We start from the raw sequence: 22,493 nt of genomic DNA, 5'->3' as shown, positions 1-22,493 counted from the left end.
TACGCTGTCACCAACTCGCCGTAAGATTTTATCCGTCTCGATGACGGTTCAGTCTCCGTTTGAGCCGCTTCGCCGACTCGCCGGCTGCCCGATAGTAGGCATCCGGATCGGCGTCGCCCGGGCCACCCGCCTCCTCGCCGGCGAAGATGATCCCCCGTGAGGAGTTCACGAGGCCGACTTGTGGGTCGACACCCGGCACGTCCGCCAGCCCGTGCTCGACGGCAGCCTCGGCGTCCCCACCCTGCGCGCCGACGCCCGGCACGAGGAAGGGGAGGTCCGGAACCTGCTCGCGTAGCGATTCGAGTTCCTCCGGGGCCGTCGCGCCGACGACCAGGCCGACGTTGTCGTTGCGGTTCCACAGGTCGGCGAGCGCCGCGACGCGTTCGTAGAGCGCCTCACCGTCTTGGAGTTCGAGGCCCTGGAGGTCCGCCCCGCCCGGGTTCGAGGTCCGACAGAGGACGAAGACGCCGGTCTCCTCGCGAGCGAGAAACGGCTCCAGGGAATCCCGGCCCATGTAGGGGTTGACGGTGATCGCGTCGGCGTCGAGACCGTCCCCGTCGAGCACTTCGGCGTATTGGCGGGCCGTGTTGCCGATGTCGCCCCGCTTTGCATCGAGCAGGACTGGCACGTCCTTGCCGTGGGCGTAGGCGATGGTTTCGGCCAGCGCGCGCCAGCCGTCGGGGTCCTCGTAGAACGCGGCGTTGGGTTTGTAGGCGGCGGCGTGCTCGTGGGTCGCGTCGATGATCCGGCGGTTGAACGCCCACCGCGGCAACTCCCGGTCGGCGAGGTGGTCGGGGAGGCGGTCGGGATCGGGATCTAAGCCCACCGAGACGACGCTGTCGACCGCGTCGATCCGGCCGGCCAGTCGCTCGAAGAAGGTCATATCTTCCCTCCGGATCCCCTCGACTCAAGTATTTCCATGTGGGCGACGACTTCCTCGCTCCTCTCGTGCTCGGTCTGTGAACGCGACCCAGACGTTGCGTCGAACACAACACTCAATTGTGCCTCCGCTGTATCCTCTCTCGATGACCGTCAACGCGGTGGTCTTCGACCTAGATGAGACGCTGGCCGTGACCACGCGCGATCGGGGGACGCTGATCGAGGAGGCGACCGCCGTCGCCGGCGGCGACCCGATCGAGTACACGACCTATCAGGATACCCACCACGAGGCAGTCACGAGCGAAACGCGGGCCCCTATTTTCGAGGCCGTCATCGACGACGAGACGGTCGATCCCGACGCCGTAGCCGACACCTACCGCGAGGCGGTCAACGACGCGCTCGTTCCGGTCGATGGCGCGAGTGACCTGCTCGCCCATCTCACCAACGGCGCGGGCTACCGCGTCGGCGTGTTGACCGATGGGCCGGTTCGCGCCCAGCGGAGCAAACTCGACGTGCTCGGGTGGGATGACTATCTCGACGCCAGTGTCGTGACCGGCGCGCTGGAGACGCGCAAACCCGATCCGATCGCGTTCGAGGCGATCCTCGGGGAGATGTCTGTCCGCCCGTCCGAGGCGGTGTACGTCGGCGACAAGCCGGAGGTCGACGTCGCGGGAGCCAAAGACGCCGGCCTGGCCGCGGTACAGGTACTCTATCCCGGTGGTCCCGAGTTGCACCCGCGGGCCGACGCCGCGGTCGATCGGGACAAGCTTCGGACGGATTTGCTCGACGTTCTCGCCGGCCTGTGAGCGGGCGGCGACGTGGCCCGTGAATCCGTTCGATGATTTTTGTATATGGAACGAGATGCATAGATATGCGCTTGTTACAATCGAGCGGTAGTCCTTGCTGGTGGCACCGATGGTAAACGTCGCGCTCTCGGCAGCACAACTTGTCTTGGCGCTGATTCTGGTGGTTTTAAACGGCTTCTTCGTCGCTGCGGAGTTCGCCTTCGTTCGGGTTCGGGGGACGTCGGTCGACCAGCTCGCCGAGGAAGGGCGGCCCGGCTCGGCGACGCTGCAAGAAGTGATGACGAATCTCGATAACTACCTCGCCACGACGCAACTCGGCATCACCATCGCCTCGCTCGGATTGGGGTGGGTCGGCGAACCCGCCGTGGCGGCGCTCATCGAGCCAATACTGGAATCGGTTCTCCCGGCGAGTCTCATCCATCTCGTGGCGTTCGCAATCGGATTTAGTATCATCACGTTCCTCCACGTCGTCTTCGGTGAACTCGCGCCGAAGACGATCGCAATCGCCCAGACCGAGCGACTCTCGCTGTTTCTCGCCCCGCCGATGAAGTTCTTTTATTTCATACTCTATCCGGGTATTGTCGTCTTTAACGGGGCGGCTAACGCGTTCACGCGGTCGCTCGGTGTGCCGCCCGCTTCCGAGACGGATGAGACACTCGGTGAGCGAGAGCTCCTCCGGGTACTCACACGATCGGGTGAGGTGGGGGACATCGACCTGGCAGAAGTGACGATGATCGAGCGGGTCTTCGATCTCGACGACATCGTGGTGCGGGAGGTCATGGTTCCACGGCCTGACGTGGTGAGCGTTCGGGCGGATGCCGCGCTCTCGGACCTCCAGTCGATCGTCCTCGAGGCTGGTCATACCCGCTATCCAGTGCTTGCCGCCGAGGACGGCGATCAAGTGATCGGATTCGTGGACGTCAAGGACGTGTTACGAGCGGAGGTGGAGGGTGGGGACGCCGAGTCAGTCGGCGACATCGCCCGCGAGATCGCGATCGCCCCCGAGACGATGGCACTCAGCGATCTCCTGAGACAGTTCAGGGAAGACCAACAGCAAATGGTTGCAGTTATCGACGAGTGGGGGGCGTTTGAGGGGATCGCAACGGTTGAAGACGTCGTCGAGGCACTCGTCGGGGACCTCCGGGATGAGTTTGATATGGACGAGCGCGAACCCTCGATTCGCCCGCGTGATGATGGGGGATACGACATTGATGGGGGCGTCCCGTTGTCAAAAATCAACGACATGATCGAGGGGGAGTTCACGAGTGACGAGGTCGAAACGATCGGTGGGCTGGTACTCGAGCAACTCAACCGTGCGCCGGAACGTGGCGATCGCGTTGCGGTCGCCGGGTACGTCGTCACGGTGACGAGCGTCGAGGGGTCCCGAATTTCGACGATCCGGGTCCAGGAACGTCAAGAGGGCGACTCAGCAGTAGACTGATCGGACATCCCCTGGCTGGCCGGAGGTCCGAACACCTTCGACCGGAACCGGATGCGCACGAATGCGGATCCGTGAGTCCGCCGAAGGTTCGCGTCTCGCCCGACTGGCGGTGACCGATTCGATGACACGCTGGACAGGCTCACCTCTCAGTGGCGACGCTGACGAGCAGATCGACGGCCCGTTTGACCGCGGCGGCGGTCGGGACGGTGACCTGCACTTGCTCGTCAGTTACGTCCACTCTCAAAAATTCATCGTCCGCGTGGGCTTGCACAGTCGATTCGCCGGCCCGCACGCCGAGGACAAGCCCGTCCGACGTCGGCTCCAGTGTGGCGAGGACGCGACCATCGTCGTCGACGACTGCCGGGCCGCCATCCGGAGCGGACGGCTCTCGGTCCTCGCCTTCCACGACAGAGAGCCGATCCAGCCCGGCCGTCTCGCGGCCGTCGATCTCCGCCCGCAGGAGCGTCGCGATGCGCTCGCCGTCGGTGACGCAATCGTCGACCATCAGAGTGCCTCCAGCGTGCGGTCGATCGCCTCGTCGACGTCGATGCCCTGCCGGCGCGCGTAGAGGATCGCCGCCGTCTCCAGGGTGACGCCGAGATCGGACTGGAGGCCGTTGATCGCCGCGACGGCCTGCTGTTTGTCCGTCCCCTCGGCCACGACCGTATCGAGGACGCGCTCGAACGTCGAGCGTTTGCGCAGGATCGACTCGTCGGGTTGGTATCCATCGGGGATGGTCACCGACGCCGATTCGAAGGTGAGCTTCAGGGTCCCGTCGCTCGCTGTCAGTAATCCTTCGCCTTCGGCGACGTCGATCAGGCGCTTGGCCTGCTCCGGGGAGAACCAGTCACGGTCGAGGCTGAGGTCGACCACGAAGTCACTCCGCGGAAGCTGGTCGCTTCCGGCCTGCACGAACGGGGCGGCCACGGCCGTCCGGAGACTCATCGTCCGGACGTGGACCACAGATACGCCTAAAGCTGGCGATCACATCTTGCCGCCGGGGAACGGTCCGGCGTGGACTCCCACGATTCTCCGTGAGGATTCCAGAGCGCAGAGAATACCAGTGTGCTTTATGAGTCTGAATCGGCAAATTCCACCGGAGGTAACAATAATGGCTACAGTGGAAGTCGATCAGGACCTATGTGTCGGCGACGAGATCTGTGCAGCAATGGAACCGGAAATCTTCGAAATGCGTGACGACGGGCTCGCGTACGTCGTCGACGGGCAAGAAGAGGTCGACGGCGATATGGTCGCGGCCGCCAGAGAGGCTGCGGACGCCTGTCCCGTCGACGCGATCATCGTCGAGGAATAAGGGTCGCTGTACCCCGTCGTTTTCGGTCGGTCGATCGGCGAGTCGCTGGTCCGTGCAGATGTCCCGTCTTGCCGAGACACCACATTTCCGTCGCGAGTGAACCGGCGGCTGTGATTCGAGAGGTTCAAGTGCGCGCTGATACTTTACTTCGACATGAAATTCCAGGGCCGTTCGACGCGAAAACGTACTGGAGGTCGACGACGTCACGCACGGAACAAGCGCCGCCACGAACTCGGCGACGAACCGACCGAGACGGAAGTCGGCGAGCAGAAACTCAAGTTCGTCGATGCCCGCGGTGGGACCGAGAAGATCCGCGCCATCGTGACCGACGTCGCCAGTGTGGCGACCGACGACGGCACCGTCGCTGCCGAGATAGAGAACGTCGTCGAGAACCCCGCCAATCCCAACTACGTCCGGCGGAACATCATCACGAAGGGCGCAGTGGTCGCCACCAGCGAGGGCGAGGCTCGCGTCACCTCCCGACCCGGTCAGGACGGCCAGGTCAACGCCGAAGTGCTCGAATAACGCAGTCTCGCATTTTCGAGTCGACCTATTGCTGTCGACAGCTCTGCTGATTCGGACAGCCCTCCCTCACACCTCACTGGCGGTACTGATTCAGAGAGGACACGGACACGTCGACAGTAACGTCGCCTATCCGAGGAAGGAAGTGACGGTGTCGCCGACCCGGTGGGCTGCCGATTCGGGACCCATGTGACCGACGCCCTCGAACTCCGTTAGCTGAGCATCCGGCAGTCGATCTTCGACAGTGACTATCGCATCCCTGAGCGGCTCTGGCCCGCGCTCCCCCGTCAGCAGGAGTGCCGGTCCGTCGATCGAGGGATCGACAGGGAGTCGGTAGTCCTCGACAGCGCGACTCTCCCGGACGATGGTCTCTGCCCGATCGAACGGGGCATCCTCGGGCCACCACGGCAGCGCGGTCGCGTCGGGAACCCCGCCAGCTTCTTCGATGAACAGTCGGAGCACGTCCCGACGGTCGCCAGCATCGAAACGTTCCTCCAAGCGGTCTGCCAGGTCGGTGTTTTGATGGTCACCGACCAGTACGGCCGGTTCGTAGAGGACGAGTCGCTCGATTGCGAGATCCGGCGCAGCCGCCAGCGTCACGAGCCCCCCGAAGGAGTGACCGAAAACCGAGGGTGTGCCGTCGACTGCCCCGACGAGTGCGCGCAGATCTTCGACCTCGCGGTCGAGACTGTACGCCGACCCGTCTTCGCTATCGCCTCGCCCTCGGCGATCCGGGACGATGAGCGTGTGTTCGTCGGCGAGACGGGGGATCAGCGGTCGGAAACTGTGACGGTCGGCGCTGGTGCCGTGTAAGAGGATGAGCGGCGATCCCTCGCCGTGTCGGTCGTATGCGATACGTGTGCCGTCTGCGGACGTGACAGTTTGCATGGGTCGATCGCTCGGGGATGGGCGAAGCTAACACTAACTCTCAGTCGTACGGCCGTTCATATGGGGGCAGGAAAATTTGCGGAAGTCAAGTTTCCGACCTGTCGAGGTGCGTCTCGATCAGTGCGAGTTGGCCTCGTCGGAGCCGTTCGGAGAGCGAAGACGCGCTGATATCGAGGTCGGCTGCAACATCAGCCAGCGATGCGTCCCTTGGCACGTCGAAATAGCCCATTTCAGCGGCCGCGAGGAGCGCCTCGCGTTGGCGATCGGTTAGCCCGTCAGCTCCCGCCTGAGGGCGTGAAGTGGATTCGATCCGGCGGAGATCGAAGCCACCGTGGCGCTCCCAGAACATTTGAAACTCAGCGAGTGTTTCCCGGTCGGCGAACTGACCGGACTGTATCCAGCCGGTTGTTGTCGCCTGGATCTCATCGACAAGAGAATCGGTGTCGGCCAGGGCTTTCAGCCCACCCACGTCGAAGTCCGCGGGGAACTGGTCGCTCATGCTGAGATCCGGCAACACTTTGTATCGCGGTGGATCAGCGGACTTGTTGAGACGGGTGTACCCGGCCACGAACGGTGCGTCTTCGAACGCGTCTTTGAGGGCTGACACCGGTCCCTCGGTGACCGTGACGACGAACGATGTGTACTCGTCCTGGCTGGGGACGAGTTGCACAGACAGAGTTGCCTCGGGCACGCTGGCCGCGACCGAGACGAACGGCAGGTGCTCGCACGTGATCTCGTAGGTCGCACGCAACGCCATGAACATGACAGGGTCAGGTGGCACTAATGGGTGTTGCAACGAACCGGAGACTCTCGAGAGGCCACAGTCGCCGCTTGTTAGGCCGGTCGCGGAACCGCCTTCTGCAGCGCACTTTCGGCGATGTTGCTTCCATAGTCGGCGGTTCGACTCAACGAGTCGACCACCAGGCCGAGTCGGTGGGCGCGCTGGGGGTCGTCGAACTGCCGGATCAGACTGTCGACCTCTCGGGCTTTCTCGTCGACTTCGGGGATACGCCCCCGTGCCTCGTTGGCCAGCGAGACCGCCTCGTCAGGATCGTCGGCCAGCAGGGCGTCCATCGCCGTCTCGGGCACGGAGATGGCGATCTCCCGGAGTTCGTCGAGCGCGTCAGCCTCCTCCTCGGGGACTGCCTCGATGTCGGTGGCGATGTCGGCGATCTTGTTGGCGTGGTCGGCGATACGTTCGAGTTGGCGTGCGCCGGACTGATAATCGAAGACGGTCTCCCGGGGGAAGCCCATATCGTTGGCCGCTGTCGGATTTCGCAACACGGTTCGGAACACCCGTGAGACCATATACCATAGCCGGTCGACGTCGTCGTCCCGTTCCATGACGTCGGCGGCGAGTTCGTCGTCGTCCTCGATCAGGGCCGTCACCGCGTCGGCCGTCATCGTCAGCGAGACCAGCCGCATCCGGGTGATCGCGTTGTTGACCGACAGCTCAGAGGAGTCGAGCAGATCCTGGAGCACGACCCGGTCGCCGGTCTCCTCGATGACTTCCAGGCCCACGAGTCCCTGGGTGGCGTTTCTGATGTACCGGCGCTGGGTCGCGCTGATCCGGGGGGCCTCCAGGCGGATGATGTCGAACCCGCTGACGTACATCGTCATCACGGCGCGGGTCAACTCCGTCTCCTCGGTCAGCCCGCTCACGTCGAGGCTCCCCTCCGCCCGCTCGCGATCGTCCTGCGGGGAGAGCAACAACATGTCCTCCTCGGAGTGGAACTCCACGACGCTGCCCGCGCTGACGTCGTTTTCCGTCGCCCACTCTTTCGGTAATGAGACCGTATACGTCGAGCCACCGGTGACCTGAACCTTGCGGGTCTCCATGCTATCGTATTTTGACCGTATCACAATAAACGCTTTCGAATCTATATATAATATCCGCAACGGCCGGTCCTGCCGGGTGGAACATCCTGCGTCTCGGACTGTGTGCGACCGGATTTTGATACACCTCGTGTACGCACCGTCCTCTCCTCTTTCTTCTCGCCAGGATCGAAGAGCCTGATGAACGCTTTCCTTCTGTCGGTCCTACAGGTTATCATGACCTAGGCAACCCAGATCATGCCACTCTGTCAGGCGGTTACGTGGTTTCATTCGGTTGCCGGAGCCGCGTTTCGTGCCCGAGTAAATATGGCTATATAGTCTATATACTGCTAATAGTAGGGTACTTATTCGTCTCGGCGACTTGGTCGAACAATGGCACGCAAAACCGTGCGTGACGTTTCACGGCGGGACTTTCTCCTCGGTGCCGGGACAGTCGGAATCGCAGGACTCGCCGGGTGTGCGAGTCAGCGAGCACTCCAGCCAGCACGGGCTGATGGCGGGGCTGGCGGGCAGTCGACGTTGACCGCTGACGGTTCGTCGACGGTGTACCCGATCGCCAACACTGCCTCCCAGCGGTGGAACGGCAACCCACCTTCGAGTGACACGGAGTACTGGCCACACGGCGAGTTCGACATCGACACGACCCAGAACCTCGCGGATCACTTCGCGAGCAAGTACGGGTTCGAACCGACTGCCGTCCGATCGACGCCCCCCTTCCGGGCCAACATCGCATTGAGTCACTCGGGAACCGGCGTCAAAGCCGTCAGCGAAGGCCGCGTGGACATGGGCAACTCCAGCGCGCCGGTCACCGACGAACTGCCGGACGCGAGCCAGGAGGTGCTCGACAGTTTCGTCGACCACGTCGTGGGCGTCGACGGCCAGCCGATCGTCGTCAGCGAAGAGATCTTCGAGGCGGGCGTCACCGGCGTCACTGCCACGGAACTCAAACAGATCTATCGCAAGGAGATCACCAACTGGTCGGCGATCGGTGGCCCGGACAAGACCATCCGCGTCATCGGTCGCGCGGAGGGGTCGGGGACGGACACTGCCTTCAGGGCGAATCTCTACGGCGACCCTGACGCGTCGATCAGTCCGGACGTCCGGAAGGGACAGAACCAGCAGGTGTCACAGCTGGTCGAACAGTCCGACAACGCGATTGCGTACCTGGCGCTGAAGTTCGTCTCCGAGAACGGTCCCGTCCGACCGATATCGCTGGAAGTCGACGGGACGGTCTACGAGTACGGGAAGAACCTCGGCGCCAGGGAGTACCCCCTCTCCCGGGATCTTCACATGTACACCTGGAAGAACACGTCGAGAAAGGAGGCAGCCTTCCTCGACCTGATCCTCTCGGACTTCGGACAGGAGATCTGCGTCGCATCGAACAACTACTTCAAGCTCCCGGCCGATCGCCAGCAGAACCAACGCGAGAAGCTCCCATCGCCCTGATCACCAATGAACACGAGTGCACTCAAACGCGCAGGTAGGTACGTCGCTAATTCGGGGGGAACATGTCGACACAACCGATGAGCCAGCGGCTGACGCCGACCGTATTCGAGGAGGCCGATCCGTTCGGTCTCCTCCTTATCGTGATCCAGTCGCTGTTGCTCGTCGGGGCGGCAGCGGCCTTCTTCTTCCAGTCGCCGTGGACGATGCCGCTTTTGCTGGCCTTTCTGCTGGTGAGTGGGGTCGCGTGGGGGACACGCCAGGCCGTCGCGGCCCGCGTTCTCACGTTTCTGATGACGATCACGACGGTCGTCACGCTGGCTCTCATTGCGATTTTCCTTTTTCTGGAAGCGATCCCCGCGTTCCAGTTGATGGGCATCGACATCCTGCTCCCGCTGGACGGCGACCTCTGGAATCCCAGTACGAACACGTTCTCGCTGGTCCCGATGATCTGGGGGACGGCGATCACGACCGTCGTCGCGACGCTCGTCGCCGGTCCGCTGGGGGTCGCCGGTGCACTGTTCATCAGCGAGATCGCGCCCGAGCAGGTGCGTGAGGTCGTCAAGCCCGGCGTCGAGATCCTGGCCGGGATCCCCTCAATCGTCTACGGCTTCATCGGCTTCACGATCATCAACCCCTACGTGAGCACCGAGCTCTCGACGGGCTTCGGTGCGCTGCTCCCGATCGGCGTCGTCATCGGGTTGATGGCGCTTCCGACCGTCGTCTCGGTCGCCGAAGACGCGATCTCGACGGTGCCGGAGGCGATGAAGAGCGGTTCGCTCGCGATGGGTGCGACGGACTGGCAGACGATGAAGAGCGTCACTGTCCCCGCGGCGTTTTCCGGCATCTCGGCGGCCGTCCTGCTCGGGATCGGGCGCGCCATCGGCGAGACCATGGCCGCGACGGTGATGATCGCCCACGTCCAGGAACTGCCACAGCCGGCGTTCGACGTCTTCGACAGCGGCGAGACGCTGACGACGCTGATCGCCGGCAACTTCGGGCCCGCGGTCGGCACGGAGTACTACCTCAGTGCGCTGTTCGCCGCCGGCGTCGTCCTGTTCGTCATCGTGACGACGCTCTCGATCGCCTCGCAGTACATCGAGAAACGCATGCAACGCAAACTCGGAGGTGACCGATGAGCGAAGCCTACGATCGAACGCTGGTCGCCGAGGGTTCCTCGCCCTACGAACGGTTCGCCGTGGGAACCGTCGGCGTGGCGCTGGCCGTTCTTCTGTCGGCCGTCTACGCGCTGTTCGCCAGCCAACCCGTCGACGCGACGGTGGCCGGGCTGGCGCTGTTCCGGTGGTTCGGCGTCGGACTCCTCGCGCTGGGGCTGGCCACGCTCGGACTCGGCGTCGTCTCCTGGCGGGAGTGGGTCCAAACGTCCCCCAGCCGCGCCGGTGGCCTCGTGACGGGACTCATCTTCGGCAGTATGTGGGCAGTCGCGGCCGGCCTGATCGCTGCAAACACACTCGGGCTCGGGACGCTGGGCTGGTTCGCGGTGGCGCCGATCGTCGGCCTCGCGGTCGTCGGCTTCTCGGTCCTCACGCGCGAGGATCTTGCCACGACGGTGCCGGTCGGCCTGTTGCTCACGGTGGCGGGCGCTGCGGTCGTGCTCGGTCTCTTGGGACCGGCCTGGACCTGGTCGCCGCCGGACATCTCCGCGACGTTCCCGTCAAGCATCGTCGTCCCGTCGTTGGCGTTCGTGCTTGCGCTGGTCGGTGGCTGGACGGCCGGCAAAGCCTACAGCGGGTTCGGCACGCGCGGCCGCCAGACCGGGGCGTACCTGCTGATCTCGCTGGTCGTCGTAGCCGTCCTCGGCGTGCTGGTCGGACTGATCACGTTCATCACGTCCCGCGGACTCGGGATCGTCGTCGAGAACCTCTCGATCGGTGCCGCGACGGGACTGCTCCTCTCGGGAACGCTATTCCCGGCCCTCGTTATGCGGGACGCCTGGACGTTCGATGTCGACCGTGGATCGGTGCTCGGGATCGTGGGCGCGATCGTCAGAGCCGGTATCCTGACGGTCGTCGGAGCCCTTGGCGTCCTCTTCGCGGTCGTTCTCGCGACCCGGCAGTCGGTCTCGGCCGGCGGCGTCACCGTCTCGCCGTCTCCCCGGGTCGGCACTGGGTTCGCAATGCTGTCGGTCGTCCTCCTGTTCGCGCTCGCCCGCCGCCAGTACGACGGGATCGACGTGTTGCACGCACGCGATACCGTTCCGGAGACGGTCCGGGCTGGACTGTTGATCGGCTGGCTCGTGCTGGCTGGCGTCGGCGGGTTCGCGCTCGTCTCGGACGTGGCCGACACCGTGCTCGCCTTCGTCGGGACGACCCTCGCCGGCGCCGTCGCCGTCGCGCTGGTCGCGTATCCAGTCGTCCTGTTGCTCAGTCGTCTCCGTGCCGGTGACGCCGTCCGTTCCGCGACCGTCGCACCGACCGAAGAACTCAAACTCGCCGTCACTGGTGGCCTTGGCTACCTCGCGCTCGCAGTCTGGTTCGAAGTGGCAAGCGGTATCGTCGCCGTCGGCAGTCCGCGACTCGGACCGCTTGCAGGCGTCGTCACCGTGTCGGTCGCCGCCCAGCTCGTTGGGCTCTGCTTCGGGATCTACGCGGCCGTGATCGGTGTCGTCCACGTCCGCGGGGAGGGCGATCCCGAGACACGAGACGATTCGCTCGCACAGACTCACCTCGCGCTCGTCGGCCTGACCGGTTCCCTGGTCGCCCTTGTCGGCCACGCCGTTCTCACGTTCAACGAACTGGTCTTTTTCGACCTGCTCGTCATCTCGCCGTTCGGCGCCCTCGACTGGCCGTTCATCATGAATCCCTCGCAAGGACTGGGGATCCAGCCGGGCGTCATGCCGGCCATCGTCGGCACCGTCTGGCTGGTCGCCGGCGCCGTCGTGATGGCGGTTCCGCTGGCGCTGGGCGCGGCGGTCTACCTGACCGAATACGCCGAGGGGACCGTCGTCACCCGCATCGTCGAGATTGCGACCAACGGCCTCTGGAGCACACCCAGCATCGTCTTCGGGCTGTTCGGGCTGGCGTTTCTGATCCCGCGGTTCGGCAACTCGAAGTCGATCTTCGCCGGCCAGCTCGTGCTCGGGTTCATGCTGCTGCCGCTGGTGTTGATCACCAGCCGGGAGGCGCTAAAGAGCGTCCCCGACGAGTACCGCGACGCCAGTGCGGCACTCGGTGTCTCCAAGTGGGAGACGATCCGGAGCGTGGTCATCCCCGCGGCGATGCCGGGCGTGATCACGGGCGTCATCCTCGGGATCGGGCGGATAGCCGGCGAAACCGCCCCGTTGCTGCTGGTTACCGGTGGGGCGAACTTCCCCGGCAGTAGTCCCGACGTCCTCGGGAGCTTCGAGGTCTCGACCGGCCTGACGCCACCGTTCGTCTCCGTCCAGAACCCGGCACTGCTTGACGCGGCCAGCGCTCTCCCCTACCAGCTGTACGCCATCATCACGGCCGGTGTGGGCGAAGATCTGCTGTTCGGCTACGGGACGGCCCTCGTCCTGCTCGCTGTCGTCCTCTCGTTTTACGCCGTCGGGATCGCCTCCCGGCGTTACTTCAGGAGGAAACTCAACCAATGAGCGAAACCGACACCACAACCGATGCATCGACGTCAGACCAGACCACAGCCGGCACGGTCACGACCAGCGGCGAGAGCGTCGAGGAAACCAGGGACGCCTGGACGGACTACGACGTCGGCGGCGAGCCGATCATGTCCGTCGAGAACCTCGACGTCTACTACGGCGACGATCACGCGCTGAAGGACATCTCGATGGATATCCCGGAAAAGAGCGTCACCGCACTGATCGGTCCCTCGGGCTGTGGGAAGTCGACGTTTCTCCGGTGTCTCAACCGGATGAACGACCGGATCGATGCCGCTCGCATCGAGGGGACCGTCGCGTTCGACGGCCAGGACATCTACCAGCCCGGAACGAACCTGGTGGAACTGCGCAAGCGCGTCGGGATGGTGTTCCAGGAGCCCAACCCGTTCCCCAAATCCATCCGTGACAACATCGCCTACGGGCCACGCAAACACGGCGAGATCAACCGCGGGCTGGTCGCACGCCTGCTCGGCCGTGACGAGAAAGAGAAAGAAGACGACCTTGTCGAGACCTCGCTTCGCAAGGCTGCGATCTGGGACGAGGTCAACGACCGCCTGGGCGACAACGCGCTGGGGCTCTCCGGCGGCCAACAACAGCGGCTGTGTATCGCCCGGGCGCTGGCGACCGACCCCGAGGTCCTCCTGATGGACGAACCCGCGTCCGCCCTGGACCCGATCGCCACCTCGAAGATCGAGGATCTGATCGAGGAACTCGCCGAGGAGTACACTGTTGTGGTGGTCACCCACAACATGCAGCAGGCGGCGCGAATCTCCGACCAGACGGCCGTCTTCCTCACCGGCGGGGAACTCGTCGAATACGACGACACCGAGAAGATCTTCGAGAACCCGGAGAGCCAGCGCGTCGAGGACTACATCACCGGCAAGTTCGGATGACACGGGGATCCATCGGATCTCGTGGCCGTGCCGCGGATCGTTCGAACATGACCAACATATATAGGATCGAGCCACCCAGGACCAACCATGCCACGTAAAGGATATCAGGAGAAACTCGACGAACTCCAGGAGGACGTCCTCTACATGAGCGAGATCGTCTTCGACCGTCTCCAGACGGGACTGGACGCCTTGGAGAAGAAAGACGACGAACTCGCCGAAGAAGTCATCCACGGCGATGACGAGATCAACCAGCTCTATCTCGATCTCGAACGCGAGTGCGTCAACCTGCTCGCGCTCCAGCAGCCGGTTGCCGGCGACCTTCGCTTCATCGCTGCGAGCTTCAAGATCATCACGGACCTCGAACGCATCGCCGACCTCGCCGTCAACCTCGGCGAGTACGCCATCGATGCCGAACAGGATCACGGACCGGACGTCGACGTCCAGGCGATCGGCGAGATCGTCGTCGAGATGAACGAGCAGGCCATGGCGGCCTACACTGACGAGGACAGCGAACTCTGTTATGCGATCGGCGACCGCGATGACGAGGTCGACGCGATGTGTCAGGACGCCTCCGACACGGTCATGCGCAACCTCATCGAACGCGAGATCGACGAGGACACCACCGACGAGGAGATCGAATCCCTCATGCGTGACGTCTCACGGCTCCTCCTCACGGTTCGGGACCTCGAACGCGTCGGTGACCACGCCGTCAACATCGCCGCCCGGACGCTGTACATGGTCGACAACGACGACGCCCTGATCTACTGAAGACGACCTTTTTACTGCGAGGGGTCGCCTATGGCGACCCCCACTTGCAAAAAGCTCGGCCAAAAACAGCCGAGCGCCGTCGGCGCTCGGCGAAACGCGGCGCTTCGCGCCGCGTATGCTCGTCCACTATCTTTCCTTTTCTAGCATCGCGGTATACAGATCCCTTTCACCTTGCCACGTCTCCGTTCGCGTCCAGACAGTCGCTTCGAGAACGTCGTCCATCTCCGTCGGCGAGACGAGCAGGTAGTCGAACCACGCCGTCGCGAAGGTTTTGTAGCGCGTCCGCATCCTGAGCGCACCGGGCAACCGACCGCGGTCCCGGTTGAACGCGTGGTACTCCCGATGGGCGGCTCGTCGGTGTCGTGTGGATCGCGGCTCTGAGCGAGAATCCGTCCGTCGTCGCGCTTGATGATTTCGAACCCCGCCTCCCGCTCGTGATAGTCGCGTATCGCTAGCCCGTAGGCGTCCTCGTCGGGATCTATGCGCTGTTCTCAGGCAGTTCACAGAAAAATCCGGGGGGAAGGCACCGTTCAGATCTCTTCGACGCCAGACATACCGGCGTCCGTAATCTGGAAACGGGCGGTGTCGCCGGTCGCCTTCGCGTGGTGTTTCTCCAGCGTGGCGCGACGCTTGCCGCCGCGGAAGCGATCCAGCCGGAGGACGAGCGACGACCAGTGATTGAGCGTGTGGCCGCCCAGGGGCCGGACCCGATCGCCGTCAGGATCGCTGAATACCTGATTGGTAAAGGCGACGGCGAGATCGTGCTTACGGGCCAGGGCCAGCAAATGTGTGATCTGGCGGGCGACCGCCCGCAGCGCCTCGCCGTCTTCCTGTTCAGTGCGCTCCAGCCGGTAGAATCCCGTCGCGCTGTCCAGCACGATCAGATCGACCTGACTGGCGAACTCCTCGGCGTCGCGGACTGCCTCCTGTTGTTCCTCGAAGGTGTGGGCCTCGGTGAGGATGATCCGCGAAGCGAGTTCCGACACGTCGCCGCGGGCGTCGGCGAGTTGCTCCAAGCGGTCGATCGAGACGCCCTCGGTGTCGAGGTAGAGTGCTGACTCCCCCGCCGCGGCCGTTTCGACGGCTGCCCCCAGTGCGAGGTTGGTCTTCCCGGCCGCCGGCTGGCCGTAGATCTGCGTGACGGCACCACGTTCGAGTCCCCCGCCGAGCAGGTCGTCGACGGCGTCACAGCCGGTCGAGATCGGGTCGCTCACTGCGCAGTTCTACTGGCGGTCCGTGCAAAAACCCCGCGGATCAGGGTCGACTGCTGTTTCGTTCGTTGAGTTTCTCCCAGGCTTCCATCGATGTTTCTTCTCCTTTTTCGGCTACGTCGATATGTCTCTCGGCGACGTTCCGATAGGCGGCTGCCAATTCTTTGGCATCTATTTTCACGATATCTACGAGATCCTGTGAGTGTATGAAAATTGCTATCAAGAAGAACGGGAACTCGCTGAGTATCGAGTGTGACAAGTACACACGACGCGATGCACGACCGTGATCGTCGTCGCCACTGCGGACTTCGAACTCTATCACGGCGTGGTCACGGAGCTACGCGACCGCGGCGTGACGTTCACCACGATCGAGCCCGCCGACGAACTCCCCGACCGGACCGAGGCGATCGTCGTGGGTCCCGAGGACGAAATCGACGTCCCGGGGGACGTCGCCGTCGTCGAGGCCGACCCCGCCGAACCCAGACGCGCCGTCGAGGATCTCCTGGCTATCATGCGCGGGGAAGCCGGACGGATCGTCGTCGGCGTCGATCCGGGCGAGAAACCGGGGATCGCTGTCCTCGCCGGCGACGTGGTGATCGGGGCCTTCCAGGTGCCGCCCGATCAGGTCGGCGACGTGGTCCGCCGGGAAGTCGAAGACGCCGCGGATCCCTTGGTCCGGATCGGCGACGGCGCGCGACTCGTCGGCTCGCGGATCGTGGACGACCTCGAAGCCGTCCCCGTCGAAGTGGTCGACGAGACCGGGACGACGCCGTACCTCGGCACCGGTGCCAGGGGGATGGGCGACGTGCTCGCGGCCGTCAATATCGCCCGAATCGAGGGCGAGCGGGTCGATTCGATCGATATCGACCCGACTGCGGGGGAACTCGACCGAATCAAGGAACGCTCCAGGGAGGAAAGCGAGACGAACCGTGCCATCGACGAGGCTCTGGCCCGCCGGGTCGCCGCCGGCGAGTTGACCATCGAGGAGGCCCTCGCCGAGCATCGCGAGGACGACGCCTGAAGGACCAAGCGATACCGAAACGCGTTTTGGGGGTCTGTCTGGACACATCCACATGAGCGATACCCCCGCCATCGCAACCGACTCCCTCCGCAAGGAATACGGCACGGCAGTCGCCGTACGGGATCTGGACCTGACGGTCTCCCACGGCGAGGTGTTCGGCTTCCTCGGCCCGAACGGCGCTGGCAAGACCTCCACAATCCGGATGTTGACGACGCTGCAGGAACCGACGTCCGGAACGGCGACGGTCGCCGGTGAGTCGATCCAGCGCCGCGAGCGGGTCACACCACGCATCGGCTATCTGCCCGAGGAGCCGCCAGTCTATCCCGAACTCACTGGCCGGGAGAACCTCCAGTACGTCGCCGGGCTTCGTGGTGTCGCGGCCGACGATCGCATCGAGACGCTCCTCGAGCGGTTTGGGCTCGCTGAGGCGGCTAACCGTGCCGTCGCAGGCTACTCGAAGGGGATGAAACAGAAACTCGGCTTGATCGGCGCGATGGTCCACGAGCCCGAGGTCCTGTTCCTCGATGAGCCGACCGCCGGGCTGGACCCTCGGGCGGCCCGGACCGTCAAGGACACCATCGCCGATGTCTCCGAGCGAGGGGTCACGGTGTTCCTCTCGACGCACATCCTGCCCGTCGTCGAGGAGTTGGGTGATCGAGTCGGCGTCTTGCAGGACGGCCAGCTCGTCGCCGAGGGGCCACCCGAGGACCTGGGATCCCGGCTCGGTGAAGACGCCGACCTGGAGGATGTCTTCCTGAACGTGACCCGTTCGCGTGCCAGTGTCGGGACTGTTGGCGAACAATGACCCGAAAGCGAGCACCCTGGCCGAGTGCTGCCCGGTTGGTCGCCCACACTGAGATCCGACGGACGTGGCGACGGGTCCGAACCTCGAGCCGCAACAACATGATCGCCGGCATCGTTGTTGGTCTGTTCTACGCGCTCATCGGTGCCGTGATGGCGTTCTTCCTGGGATCGCTCGTGGCCGAGGAGGGGTTGTCGACGATGACCCAGCCACGGATGGTCGCGCTGGCAGTCCTGGTCATCGGCACGTTCATCGTCGCCCAGCGGACGGTCAAGCGGACCGGGTCCCTCGATGCGCCCGGGGCGGTCCTGACGGCGGCCTCACCGGCGGCTGTCGCGGTCGGCGTGATGGGTGCGGAGTTCGGCCGCGCCCTTCTGTTCCTGGGAGTTCCCGCCGGCGTGACCATCCTCGCGTACGGACTCGGCACGGGCGACCCGCTGGCGGCGGTGGTCCTGGCTGCGGTCGCCCTCGGTGTGCTCGCCGTGGTGATCAGCGTCGGCTTCGCCGCCGGGATGGCGGCCAGACGCGTCTCGATGCGATCGCAGTTCGTCACGCGTCACCGCGGAAAACTCGGCGTTGTGGGGACGTTCCTGGCGTTCGGCGGCTACATGTTCTTCCTGGAAGGCCACGCGCTGTCCCGGGCGATTGTCGACCCACTGCTCGGGCTGCCGCCGGCCTGGCTCGGCGATCTCGCGCTCGCCGGGACGCCGAACGTCTCCGCGTCGTCGGGCCAGCTACTCGGGGCTGTCGGCGTCGTCGTGCTCGGTGTGCCGATCGGTGCGAGAGCCGGGGTCGCGCTGTCACGGCGTGTCTGGTTCGGCGAGCGCGTCCGCCCGGCGGAGCGATCCGGCGTGACTGTCGCCGGGACGGACCTTCTCGGGTGGCTGCCCGACGCGCACCTGCCGGTGGCCACACGGGCAGTCGTCCGCAAGTCCGTCCTGCGTGCCCGTCGCTCGCCGTTCATCGTCCAGTATGCCCTGGTTCCGTACTTCGTGCTGGCGATGTTCGGCATCCAGTTCGCCATCCAGAGCGGCTCGATCCCATCGTGGCTGACCCACGGCATGGCCGTGGCCGGTGTCGTCGCGACGGGAACCGCCTTCGCCCTGAACCCGATCGGCGGCGAGGAAGGCTTGCTCCCGATCACGCTCACCTGCGGTGTCGACTCCCGGTCGTTCCTGGCTGGCCTCACCGTGGCCGGGTGGGTGGTCGGGATTCCGGCGACGGTCGGCGGGACGATCCTTTCCGGGTTCCTCCTGGGAATCCCGCCGATGACCATCGGTTCCATCGTACTTGTGGCCAGTGGAATGGCACTCGGTGCCCCGGGTATCGCGATGTTCGGGGGCGTCGTCTTCCCGTCGATCGAGACACAGTCGCTGCCCGGGGGCTCGGAGACGGTCGAGCCGAGTACCTACGCGTTTCTCCTGTTCGCGGTGGGCCTCGGCATCGCGGCACTGCCGGTGACTGTCGCCTGGGCGGTGGGCACTGGTCCCGTCGTCCTCGTTCTGGCCGCTGTCGGGAGTGTCGGTCTCGCCTGGCTGTTCGGCTGGGCCGGATTCCGCTATACGGTGACACAGTTGGACGGCTACGTTCCGGACCCCGACTTACTCTGAATAGTCACTCACCCACTGCCTGCTCGGCTCGTTTCATGACTTCCCTGACTGGTCGCCCCGTCTCCCTGGCCACCGACAGCGCATCTTCATACTCCGCACTCGCGTCGAGCCATGTCCCCTCGCGGTCGCTGGCAACCTTCACGTCGACCGGGTAGGTCTCGGCGTCGAGTTCGATGTCGACCGTCCGCGTTTCGCGCTCGGCCACCCAGCGATGCCCGGCCCCGTGCTCACGGACGCCGAGCGTCCCGGTCTCCTCGGCCAGTCGCCGGGCCACGCGATCGGCGTCCTCGGGCTTGACCACGACCTTGATCAGATGGCCGGGTCGGGATTTCTTCATTGTCACCGGGAGAATCGAGACATCCCTGGCGCCTGCTTCGGTCAATGTTTCCTGGAGCCCACCGAGCATCTCCGGACTCACGTCGTCGACGTTCGTCTCGAGGACCGTGATCGACTCCCGCCGGAGGTCGCCCGCTGTCTCGCCGAGTAGCACCCGGAGGGCGTTCGCCCGGTCGCCGGTGTCGTGATCGCCCGCGCCGTAGCCCGACGCCCACACGTCCATGGTTGGGAGCGTCTCGACGCCGTCAGCGACTTCGGCGAGGATCGCCGCGCCCGTCGGCGTCAGGAGTTCGCGCTTGATGGGGCCACCCTGGATCGAATAGTCGGCGTCGGCAATGATCTCGACGACCGCCGGTGCGGGGACTGTCGCCGTTCCGTGGGCCATCGAAACTGTCCCGTCGCCGGTCGACAGCGGCGTGGTGAGGACTTTGTCTGGATCGAGATCTGCGAGCAACAGGCTCGCCCCGACGACGTCAGCGATGGCGTCGTCGGCCCCGACCTCGTGGAAATGCGTCGCGTGGAGGTCGGTGCCGTGGACGGCCGCCTCGGCGGTCCCGAGGCGCGCGAAGATCGACAGCGCCCGTTCCTCGACCGCGTCCGGCAGGGCCATCCTCTCGACGACCTCGATGACCTCGTCGTAGCGCCGCGTCGGGCCGTGTCCCTCTACCGTGGACTCGTGCTCGTGCGTAGCGTGATCGTGATGGTGGTCGTGGTCGTGTTCCGCTCCATGCTCGTGTTCGTGAGTCCCGTCGCCAGCCTCCGCTGCATAGCGCACGTCGACGCTCGCGGCATCGATCCCGCCCGTCGTCGTCCGGTCGATGTCGAACTCGACGCCGAGGGCATTCTCGACGGGCGCGAGCACGTCGGGATCAGCGCCGAGATCCAGCAGTGCCGCCAGGATCATGTCGCCGCTGGCACCCATCCGGCCGTCGAACGCGAGCGTGTCCATGCACGTGCGGAGGCGACGCGCGACAAAAAGCGCTGGTGTCTCCGCTCGCTCTCTCCTGGCGGTCGCCGGTACTGACTTGTCTTCGCCGGCCCCAGCGCCACCAATGGATGTCGTCGTCTTCGGCGCGGGGAGTCTCGGGAGTCTGATCGGCGGGCTACTCGCCCGTGAACACGTCGTCACGCTCGTCGGCCGCGAGGATCACGTACACGCCGTGCAGGAAGACGGGCTTCGAATCACCGGCGAGATCCAAGCGGTGGTCCGTCCCCGGGCCTCGAAAACCGTTTCCGGCGCTGCAGACCTGGCGATCGTGACCGTCAAATCGTACGACACGCCCGCGGCCGTCGAGGCCCTTTCCGGCTGTGACTGTGACGCGGTCCTCTCCCTGCAGAACGGCATGGGCAACGAGGAACGGCTGGCCTCCCTCGTGGCGACGGTGCTCGCAGGGACGGCGACCTACGGCGCGCTCCAGGACGAACCCGGGAGTGTCCGGTGTACTGGCATCGGCGAGATCGTCCTTGGCCCGCCAGACGGGGGCCAGAGCACGATTGCGGATCGGATCGGCGAGGCCTTCAGCACGGCCGGGATCGAGACGACTGTCGCCGCTGACATGCCACGCCGGCGCTGGGAGAAACTCGCCGTCAACGCCGGTATCAACGCGACGACAGCACTCTCTCGTGTGCCGAACGGCGCACTCAGCGACGGCCCGCTGTCGGACGTCGCCCGCCGGGCCGCTCGCGAGACTGCCCGGGTCGCGAGAGATCACGGCGTCGACCTGCCGGACGAGGCGGCGATAGCCGCGCTCGAATCGGTTGTCGACGCGACCGCCGACAACGAATCGTCGATGTACCGTGACGTCCAGTCCGGCCGCCGGACAGAGGTCGAGGCGATCAACGGCTACGTGGCCGATAGCGACGTCGAAACGCCGGTCAACGAGACGTTGGCGGCGCTACTCAGGGGCTGGGAACGGGAGAGCAAACTCGGCAAGTAACGGATCGGCGAGTCAGAACGGTGCGCTCGGGCCTTCGTCGTCGTCGCTGTCCAGGCTGCCGCCGCGGGAGTCACCGGGACTCGAAGACTCTTCCATCCCGCCCATGCCGCCACCCTCCATACCGGTGTTGGCGTGGACGGTGTTGATCTCGGGAATCTCCTTGGTCATGCGGGACTTGATCGCCTGAACCGTCATCGGCGAGATACCACACCCGCTGCAGGCGCCACCGAGCATGATCGTCACTTCGCCGGCCTCCTCGTCGAGATCCTGTACCGCGGCCGAGCCGCCGTGCATCTGGATCTGCGGGAAGTTGCGCCGCAGGAAGTTGACGACGCGCTGTTCGAGATCGGACGACCCTTCCTGTGACTCTGTGCTCATTGTATCCTCACGTAGCCGAGCTGTGGCTTTAGGCCTTTGGACTCCGACAACTACCACGCCTCCTCGAAATCAAAGACGGAGCGCAGTTGGGTTTCGAGTTCGCCGGTGTACTCCCCGAGGACCGTCTCCAGGCGGTCGGCGTCCACGTCGGGGAGTCGATCACTGGCGTCGTCGGGCAGGTCGATCCGAAACTCGCCGTCTCCCTCGTAGAAGGGCTCGCTCTCGGCGAGGATTCGCTGGTCGATCCCGTGGATCAGGTCGGAGTCGTGGCGCTCCGACATCGCTTCGAACGCCCGGCGATAGGCCTGCTGGAGCTCGGTGAAGTAGTGCTCGTACTTGTCGGTGAAGCGGTCCGGATCGAATTCGGTCATGGGTGATGTTTCTCGAAGCCGGGCAAAAACCCGACGTCACCGGCAGTCCGCTCGCCGCGCGCATCGGTCCGTCGACAAGGTCGATGCGGGCGTTACTCCCGGGCTCGTTCGTCGTCCTTTGCGATCGGGATCATGGCCCGGTTGTCCGGGAACGCGAGGACGTACATCGCGATCCCGAGGATGCCCGCAAAGACGATCCCCGCGACCGCGATCAGTCCGTCCGACGTCGTCACGAGGTCGTCGACGGCGAACGTGCCGTCCAGAACGAGGACGAGCACCAGCACCAGGAGTGTCATCATCACGCCGAAGGCGAACCCTGCGCCGAGCAGGAGTCGATGGTCGTCCGTGATCGCGGGTGTGGTATCCTCTGTCATCACTCTGGTCGATACTCCGGCCGTTAATTTATAACCCTTGGCCAGTCAGGCA

24 protein-coding genes and 1 pseudogene are annotated in these 22,493 nt (G+C 64.8%); 13 read left to right on the top strand and 12 right to left on the bottom strand.

Annotation, left to right across the window (positions count from 1 at the left end; all coding sequences use genetic code 11):
• Window positions 1-28: 28 nt before the first annotated feature.
• Window positions 29-883 (bottom strand): orotidine-5'-phosphate decarboxylase, encoded by an 855-nt coding sequence (gene pyrF, locus HUTA_RS04520; RefSeq protein WP_015788683.1) that lies wholly within the window; start codon window positions 881-883, stop codon window positions 29-31.
• A 142-nt stretch (window positions 884-1,025) separates the two neighbouring features.
• On the opposite strand from pyrF, the gene HUTA_RS04515 reads away from it, so the two are divergent.
• Together HUTA_RS04515 and HUTA_RS04510 are read left to right on the top strand one after the other, a co-directional pair.
• Window positions 1,026-1,685 carry an HAD family hydrolase gene (locus tag HUTA_RS04515; protein ID WP_015788682.1) on the top strand — a complete coding sequence of 220 codons (660 nt, stop codon included), beginning with the start codon at window positions 1,026-1,028 and terminating at the stop codon, window positions 1,683-1,685.
• 109 nt (window positions 1,686-1,794) lie between these two features.
• Window positions 1,795-3,126, top strand: coding sequence for a hemolysin family protein (locus HUTA_RS04510; RefSeq protein ID WP_015788681.1), 1,332 nt, complete (start codon window positions 1,795-1,797; stop codon window positions 3,124-3,126).
• A gap of 139 nt (window positions 3,127-3,265) precedes the next feature.
• Here the strand turns inward: HUTA_RS04510 and HUTA_RS04505 are convergent, their stop codons facing one another.
• Window positions 3,266-3,631 (bottom strand): hypothetical protein, encoded by a 366-nt coding sequence (locus HUTA_RS04505; protein WP_015788680.1) that lies wholly within the window; start codon window positions 3,629-3,631, stop codon window positions 3,266-3,268.
• Window positions 3,631-4,071, bottom strand: a complete 441-nt coding sequence (locus HUTA_RS04500; RefSeq protein ID WP_015788679.1) for a DUF2240 family protein — start codon at window positions 4,069-4,071, stop codon at window positions 3,631-3,633. The genes HUTA_RS04505 and HUTA_RS04500 overlap by 1 nt, the downstream gene beginning before the upstream one ends.
• Before the next feature lie 166 nt (window positions 4,072-4,237).
• On the opposite strand from HUTA_RS04500, the gene HUTA_RS04495 reads away from it, so the two are divergent.
• Window positions 4,238-4,438, top strand: a complete 201-nt coding sequence (locus tag HUTA_RS04495; protein WP_015788678.1) for a ferredoxin — start codon at window positions 4,238-4,240, stop codon at window positions 4,436-4,438.
• A 153-nt stretch (window positions 4,439-4,591) separates the two neighbouring features.
• Complete coding sequence (locus HUTA_RS04490) at window positions 4,592-4,963, top strand: 30S ribosomal protein S8e (RefSeq protein ID WP_015788677.1); 372 nt, start codon at window positions 4,592-4,594, stop codon at window positions 4,961-4,963.
• Between the two features lie 126 nt (window positions 4,964-5,089).
• On the opposite strand, the gene HUTA_RS04485 is transcribed toward HUTA_RS04490, so the two are convergent.
• The 3 genes from HUTA_RS04485 to HUTA_RS04475 form a co-directional block, all read right to left on the bottom strand.
• The gene (locus HUTA_RS04485) at window positions 5,090-5,848 is read right to left on the bottom strand and encodes an alpha/beta fold hydrolase (RefSeq protein WP_015788676.1); all 759 of its coding nucleotides are present in this window, start codon (window positions 5,846-5,848) and stop codon (window positions 5,090-5,092) included.
• Window positions 5,849-5,933: 85 nt separating this feature from the next.
• Window positions 5,934-6,605, bottom strand: a complete 672-nt coding sequence (locus HUTA_RS04480) for a helix-turn-helix domain-containing protein (protein ID WP_049941190.1) — start codon at window positions 6,603-6,605, stop codon at window positions 5,934-5,936.
• A gap of 77 nt (window positions 6,606-6,682) precedes the next feature.
• Complete coding sequence (locus tag HUTA_RS04475; protein ID WP_015788674.1) at window positions 6,683-7,687, bottom strand: phosphate signaling complex PhoU family protein; 1,005 nt, start codon at window positions 7,685-7,687, stop codon at window positions 6,683-6,685.
• A 369-nt stretch (window positions 7,688-8,056) separates the two neighbouring features.
• Here HUTA_RS04475 and HUTA_RS04470 point away from each other — a divergent pair, with 369 nt between their 5' ends.
• From HUTA_RS04470 to phoU, 5 genes and pseudogenes are all read left to right on the top strand, one after another.
• Window positions 8,057-9,130, top strand: a complete 1,074-nt coding sequence (locus HUTA_RS04470) for a PstS family phosphate ABC transporter substrate-binding protein (protein ID WP_015788673.1) — start codon at window positions 8,057-8,059, stop codon at window positions 9,128-9,130.
• 62 nt (window positions 9,131-9,192) lie between these two features.
• A complete protein-coding gene (pstC, locus tag HUTA_RS04465; RefSeq protein ID WP_049941189.1) occupies window positions 9,193-10,266 on the top strand; it encodes a phosphate ABC transporter permease subunit PstC in 1,074 nt (357 codons plus the stop codon).
• A 1,658-nt stretch (window positions 10,267-11,924) separates the two neighbouring features.
• Window positions 11,925-12,719 (top strand): annotated as a pseudogene (gene pstA, locus HUTA_RS16150) (phosphate ABC transporter permease PstA); the annotation flags it as partial.
• Window positions 12,716-13,633: a phosphate ABC transporter ATP-binding protein PstB gene (gene pstB / locus HUTA_RS04455; RefSeq protein WP_015788670.1), complete on the top strand. Its 918-nt coding sequence runs from the start codon at window positions 12,716-12,718 to the stop codon at window positions 13,631-13,633. The pseudogene pstA and the gene pstB, both read left to right, overlap by 4 nt.
• Window positions 13,634-13,720: 87 nt before the next feature.
• Window positions 13,721-14,401 carry a phosphate signaling complex protein PhoU gene (phoU, locus tag HUTA_RS04450; RefSeq protein ID WP_015788669.1) on the top strand — a complete coding sequence of 227 codons (681 nt, stop codon included), beginning with the start codon at window positions 13,721-13,723 and terminating at the stop codon, window positions 14,399-14,401.
• A gap of 126 nt (window positions 14,402-14,527) precedes the next feature.
• Here phoU and HUTA_RS15515 read toward each other — a convergent pair whose 3' ends face one another.
• Both HUTA_RS15515 and radB read right to left on the bottom strand, forming a co-directional pair.
• Complete coding sequence (locus HUTA_RS15515; RefSeq protein ID WP_015788668.1) at window positions 14,528-14,689, bottom strand: hypothetical protein; 162 nt, start codon at window positions 14,687-14,689, stop codon at window positions 14,528-14,530.
• Between the two features lie 242 nt (window positions 14,690-14,931).
• Window positions 14,932-15,615: a DNA repair and recombination protein RadB gene (gene radB, locus HUTA_RS04445; protein ID WP_015788667.1), complete on the bottom strand. Its 684-nt coding sequence runs from the start codon at window positions 15,613-15,615 to the stop codon at window positions 14,932-14,934.
• A gap of 280 nt (window positions 15,616-15,895) precedes the next feature.
• Between radB and HUTA_RS04440 the strand changes: the two genes are divergently transcribed.
• From HUTA_RS04440 to HUTA_RS04430, 3 genes are read left to right on the top strand one after another with little or no spacing between them, the layout of a single operon-like run.
• Entirely contained in the window at window positions 15,896-16,633 is a 738-nt protein-coding gene (locus HUTA_RS04440) for a hypothetical protein (protein ID WP_015788666.1), read from the top strand.
• A 52-nt stretch (window positions 16,634-16,685) separates the two neighbouring features.
• Entirely contained in the window at window positions 16,686-17,438 is a 753-nt protein-coding gene (locus HUTA_RS04435; protein ID WP_015788665.1) for an ABC transporter ATP-binding protein, read from the top strand.
• The gene (locus HUTA_RS04430; protein ID WP_049941188.1) at window positions 17,435-19,045 is read left to right on the top strand and encodes a hypothetical protein; all 1,611 of its coding nucleotides are present in this window, start codon (window positions 17,435-17,437) and stop codon (window positions 19,043-19,045) included. Before HUTA_RS04435 ends, HUTA_RS04430 begins: the two co-directional genes overlap by 4 nt.
• Before the next feature lie 4 nt (window positions 19,046-19,049).
• Here the strand turns inward: HUTA_RS04430 and larC are convergent, their stop codons facing one another.
• A complete protein-coding gene (gene larC, locus HUTA_RS04425; RefSeq protein ID WP_015788663.1) occupies window positions 19,050-20,330 on the bottom strand; it encodes a nickel pincer cofactor biosynthesis protein LarC in 1,281 nt (426 codons plus the stop codon).
• A gap of 103 nt (window positions 20,331-20,433) precedes the next feature.
• Here larC and HUTA_RS04420 point away from each other — a divergent pair, with 103 nt between their 5' ends.
• Window positions 20,434-21,318 (top strand): ketopantoate reductase family protein, encoded by an 885-nt coding sequence (locus HUTA_RS04420; RefSeq protein WP_015788662.1) that lies wholly within the window; start codon window positions 20,434-20,436, stop codon window positions 21,316-21,318.
• A 12-nt stretch (window positions 21,319-21,330) separates the two neighbouring features.
• Here HUTA_RS04420 and HUTA_RS04415 read toward each other — a convergent pair whose 3' ends face one another.
• From HUTA_RS04415 to HUTA_RS04405, 3 genes are all read right to left on the bottom strand, one after another.
• A complete protein-coding gene (locus HUTA_RS04415; RefSeq protein ID WP_015788661.1) occupies window positions 21,331-21,696 on the bottom strand; it encodes a NifU family protein in 366 nt (121 codons plus the stop codon).
• 50 nt (window positions 21,697-21,746) lie between these two features.
• Entirely contained in the window at window positions 21,747-22,067 is a 321-nt protein-coding gene (locus HUTA_RS04410; RefSeq protein ID WP_015788660.1) for a DUF5783 family protein, read from the bottom strand.
• Between the two features lie 92 nt (window positions 22,068-22,159).
• Window positions 22,160-22,441 carry a hypothetical protein gene (locus tag HUTA_RS04405; protein WP_015788659.1) on the bottom strand — a complete coding sequence of 94 codons (282 nt, stop codon included), beginning with the start codon at window positions 22,439-22,441 and terminating at the stop codon, window positions 22,160-22,162.
• Between the last annotated feature and the right edge of the window lie 52 nt (window positions 22,442-22,493).

Source organism: Halorhabdus utahensis DSM 12940 (assembly GCF_000023945.1).
Classification (GTDB): Archaea; Halobacteriota; Halobacteria; order Halobacteriales; family Haloarculaceae; genus Halorhabdus; species Halorhabdus utahensis.
The sequence above is the reverse complement of the archived record's forward strand: the minus strand, read 5'-3'. Positions and strand labels throughout refer to the sequence as shown.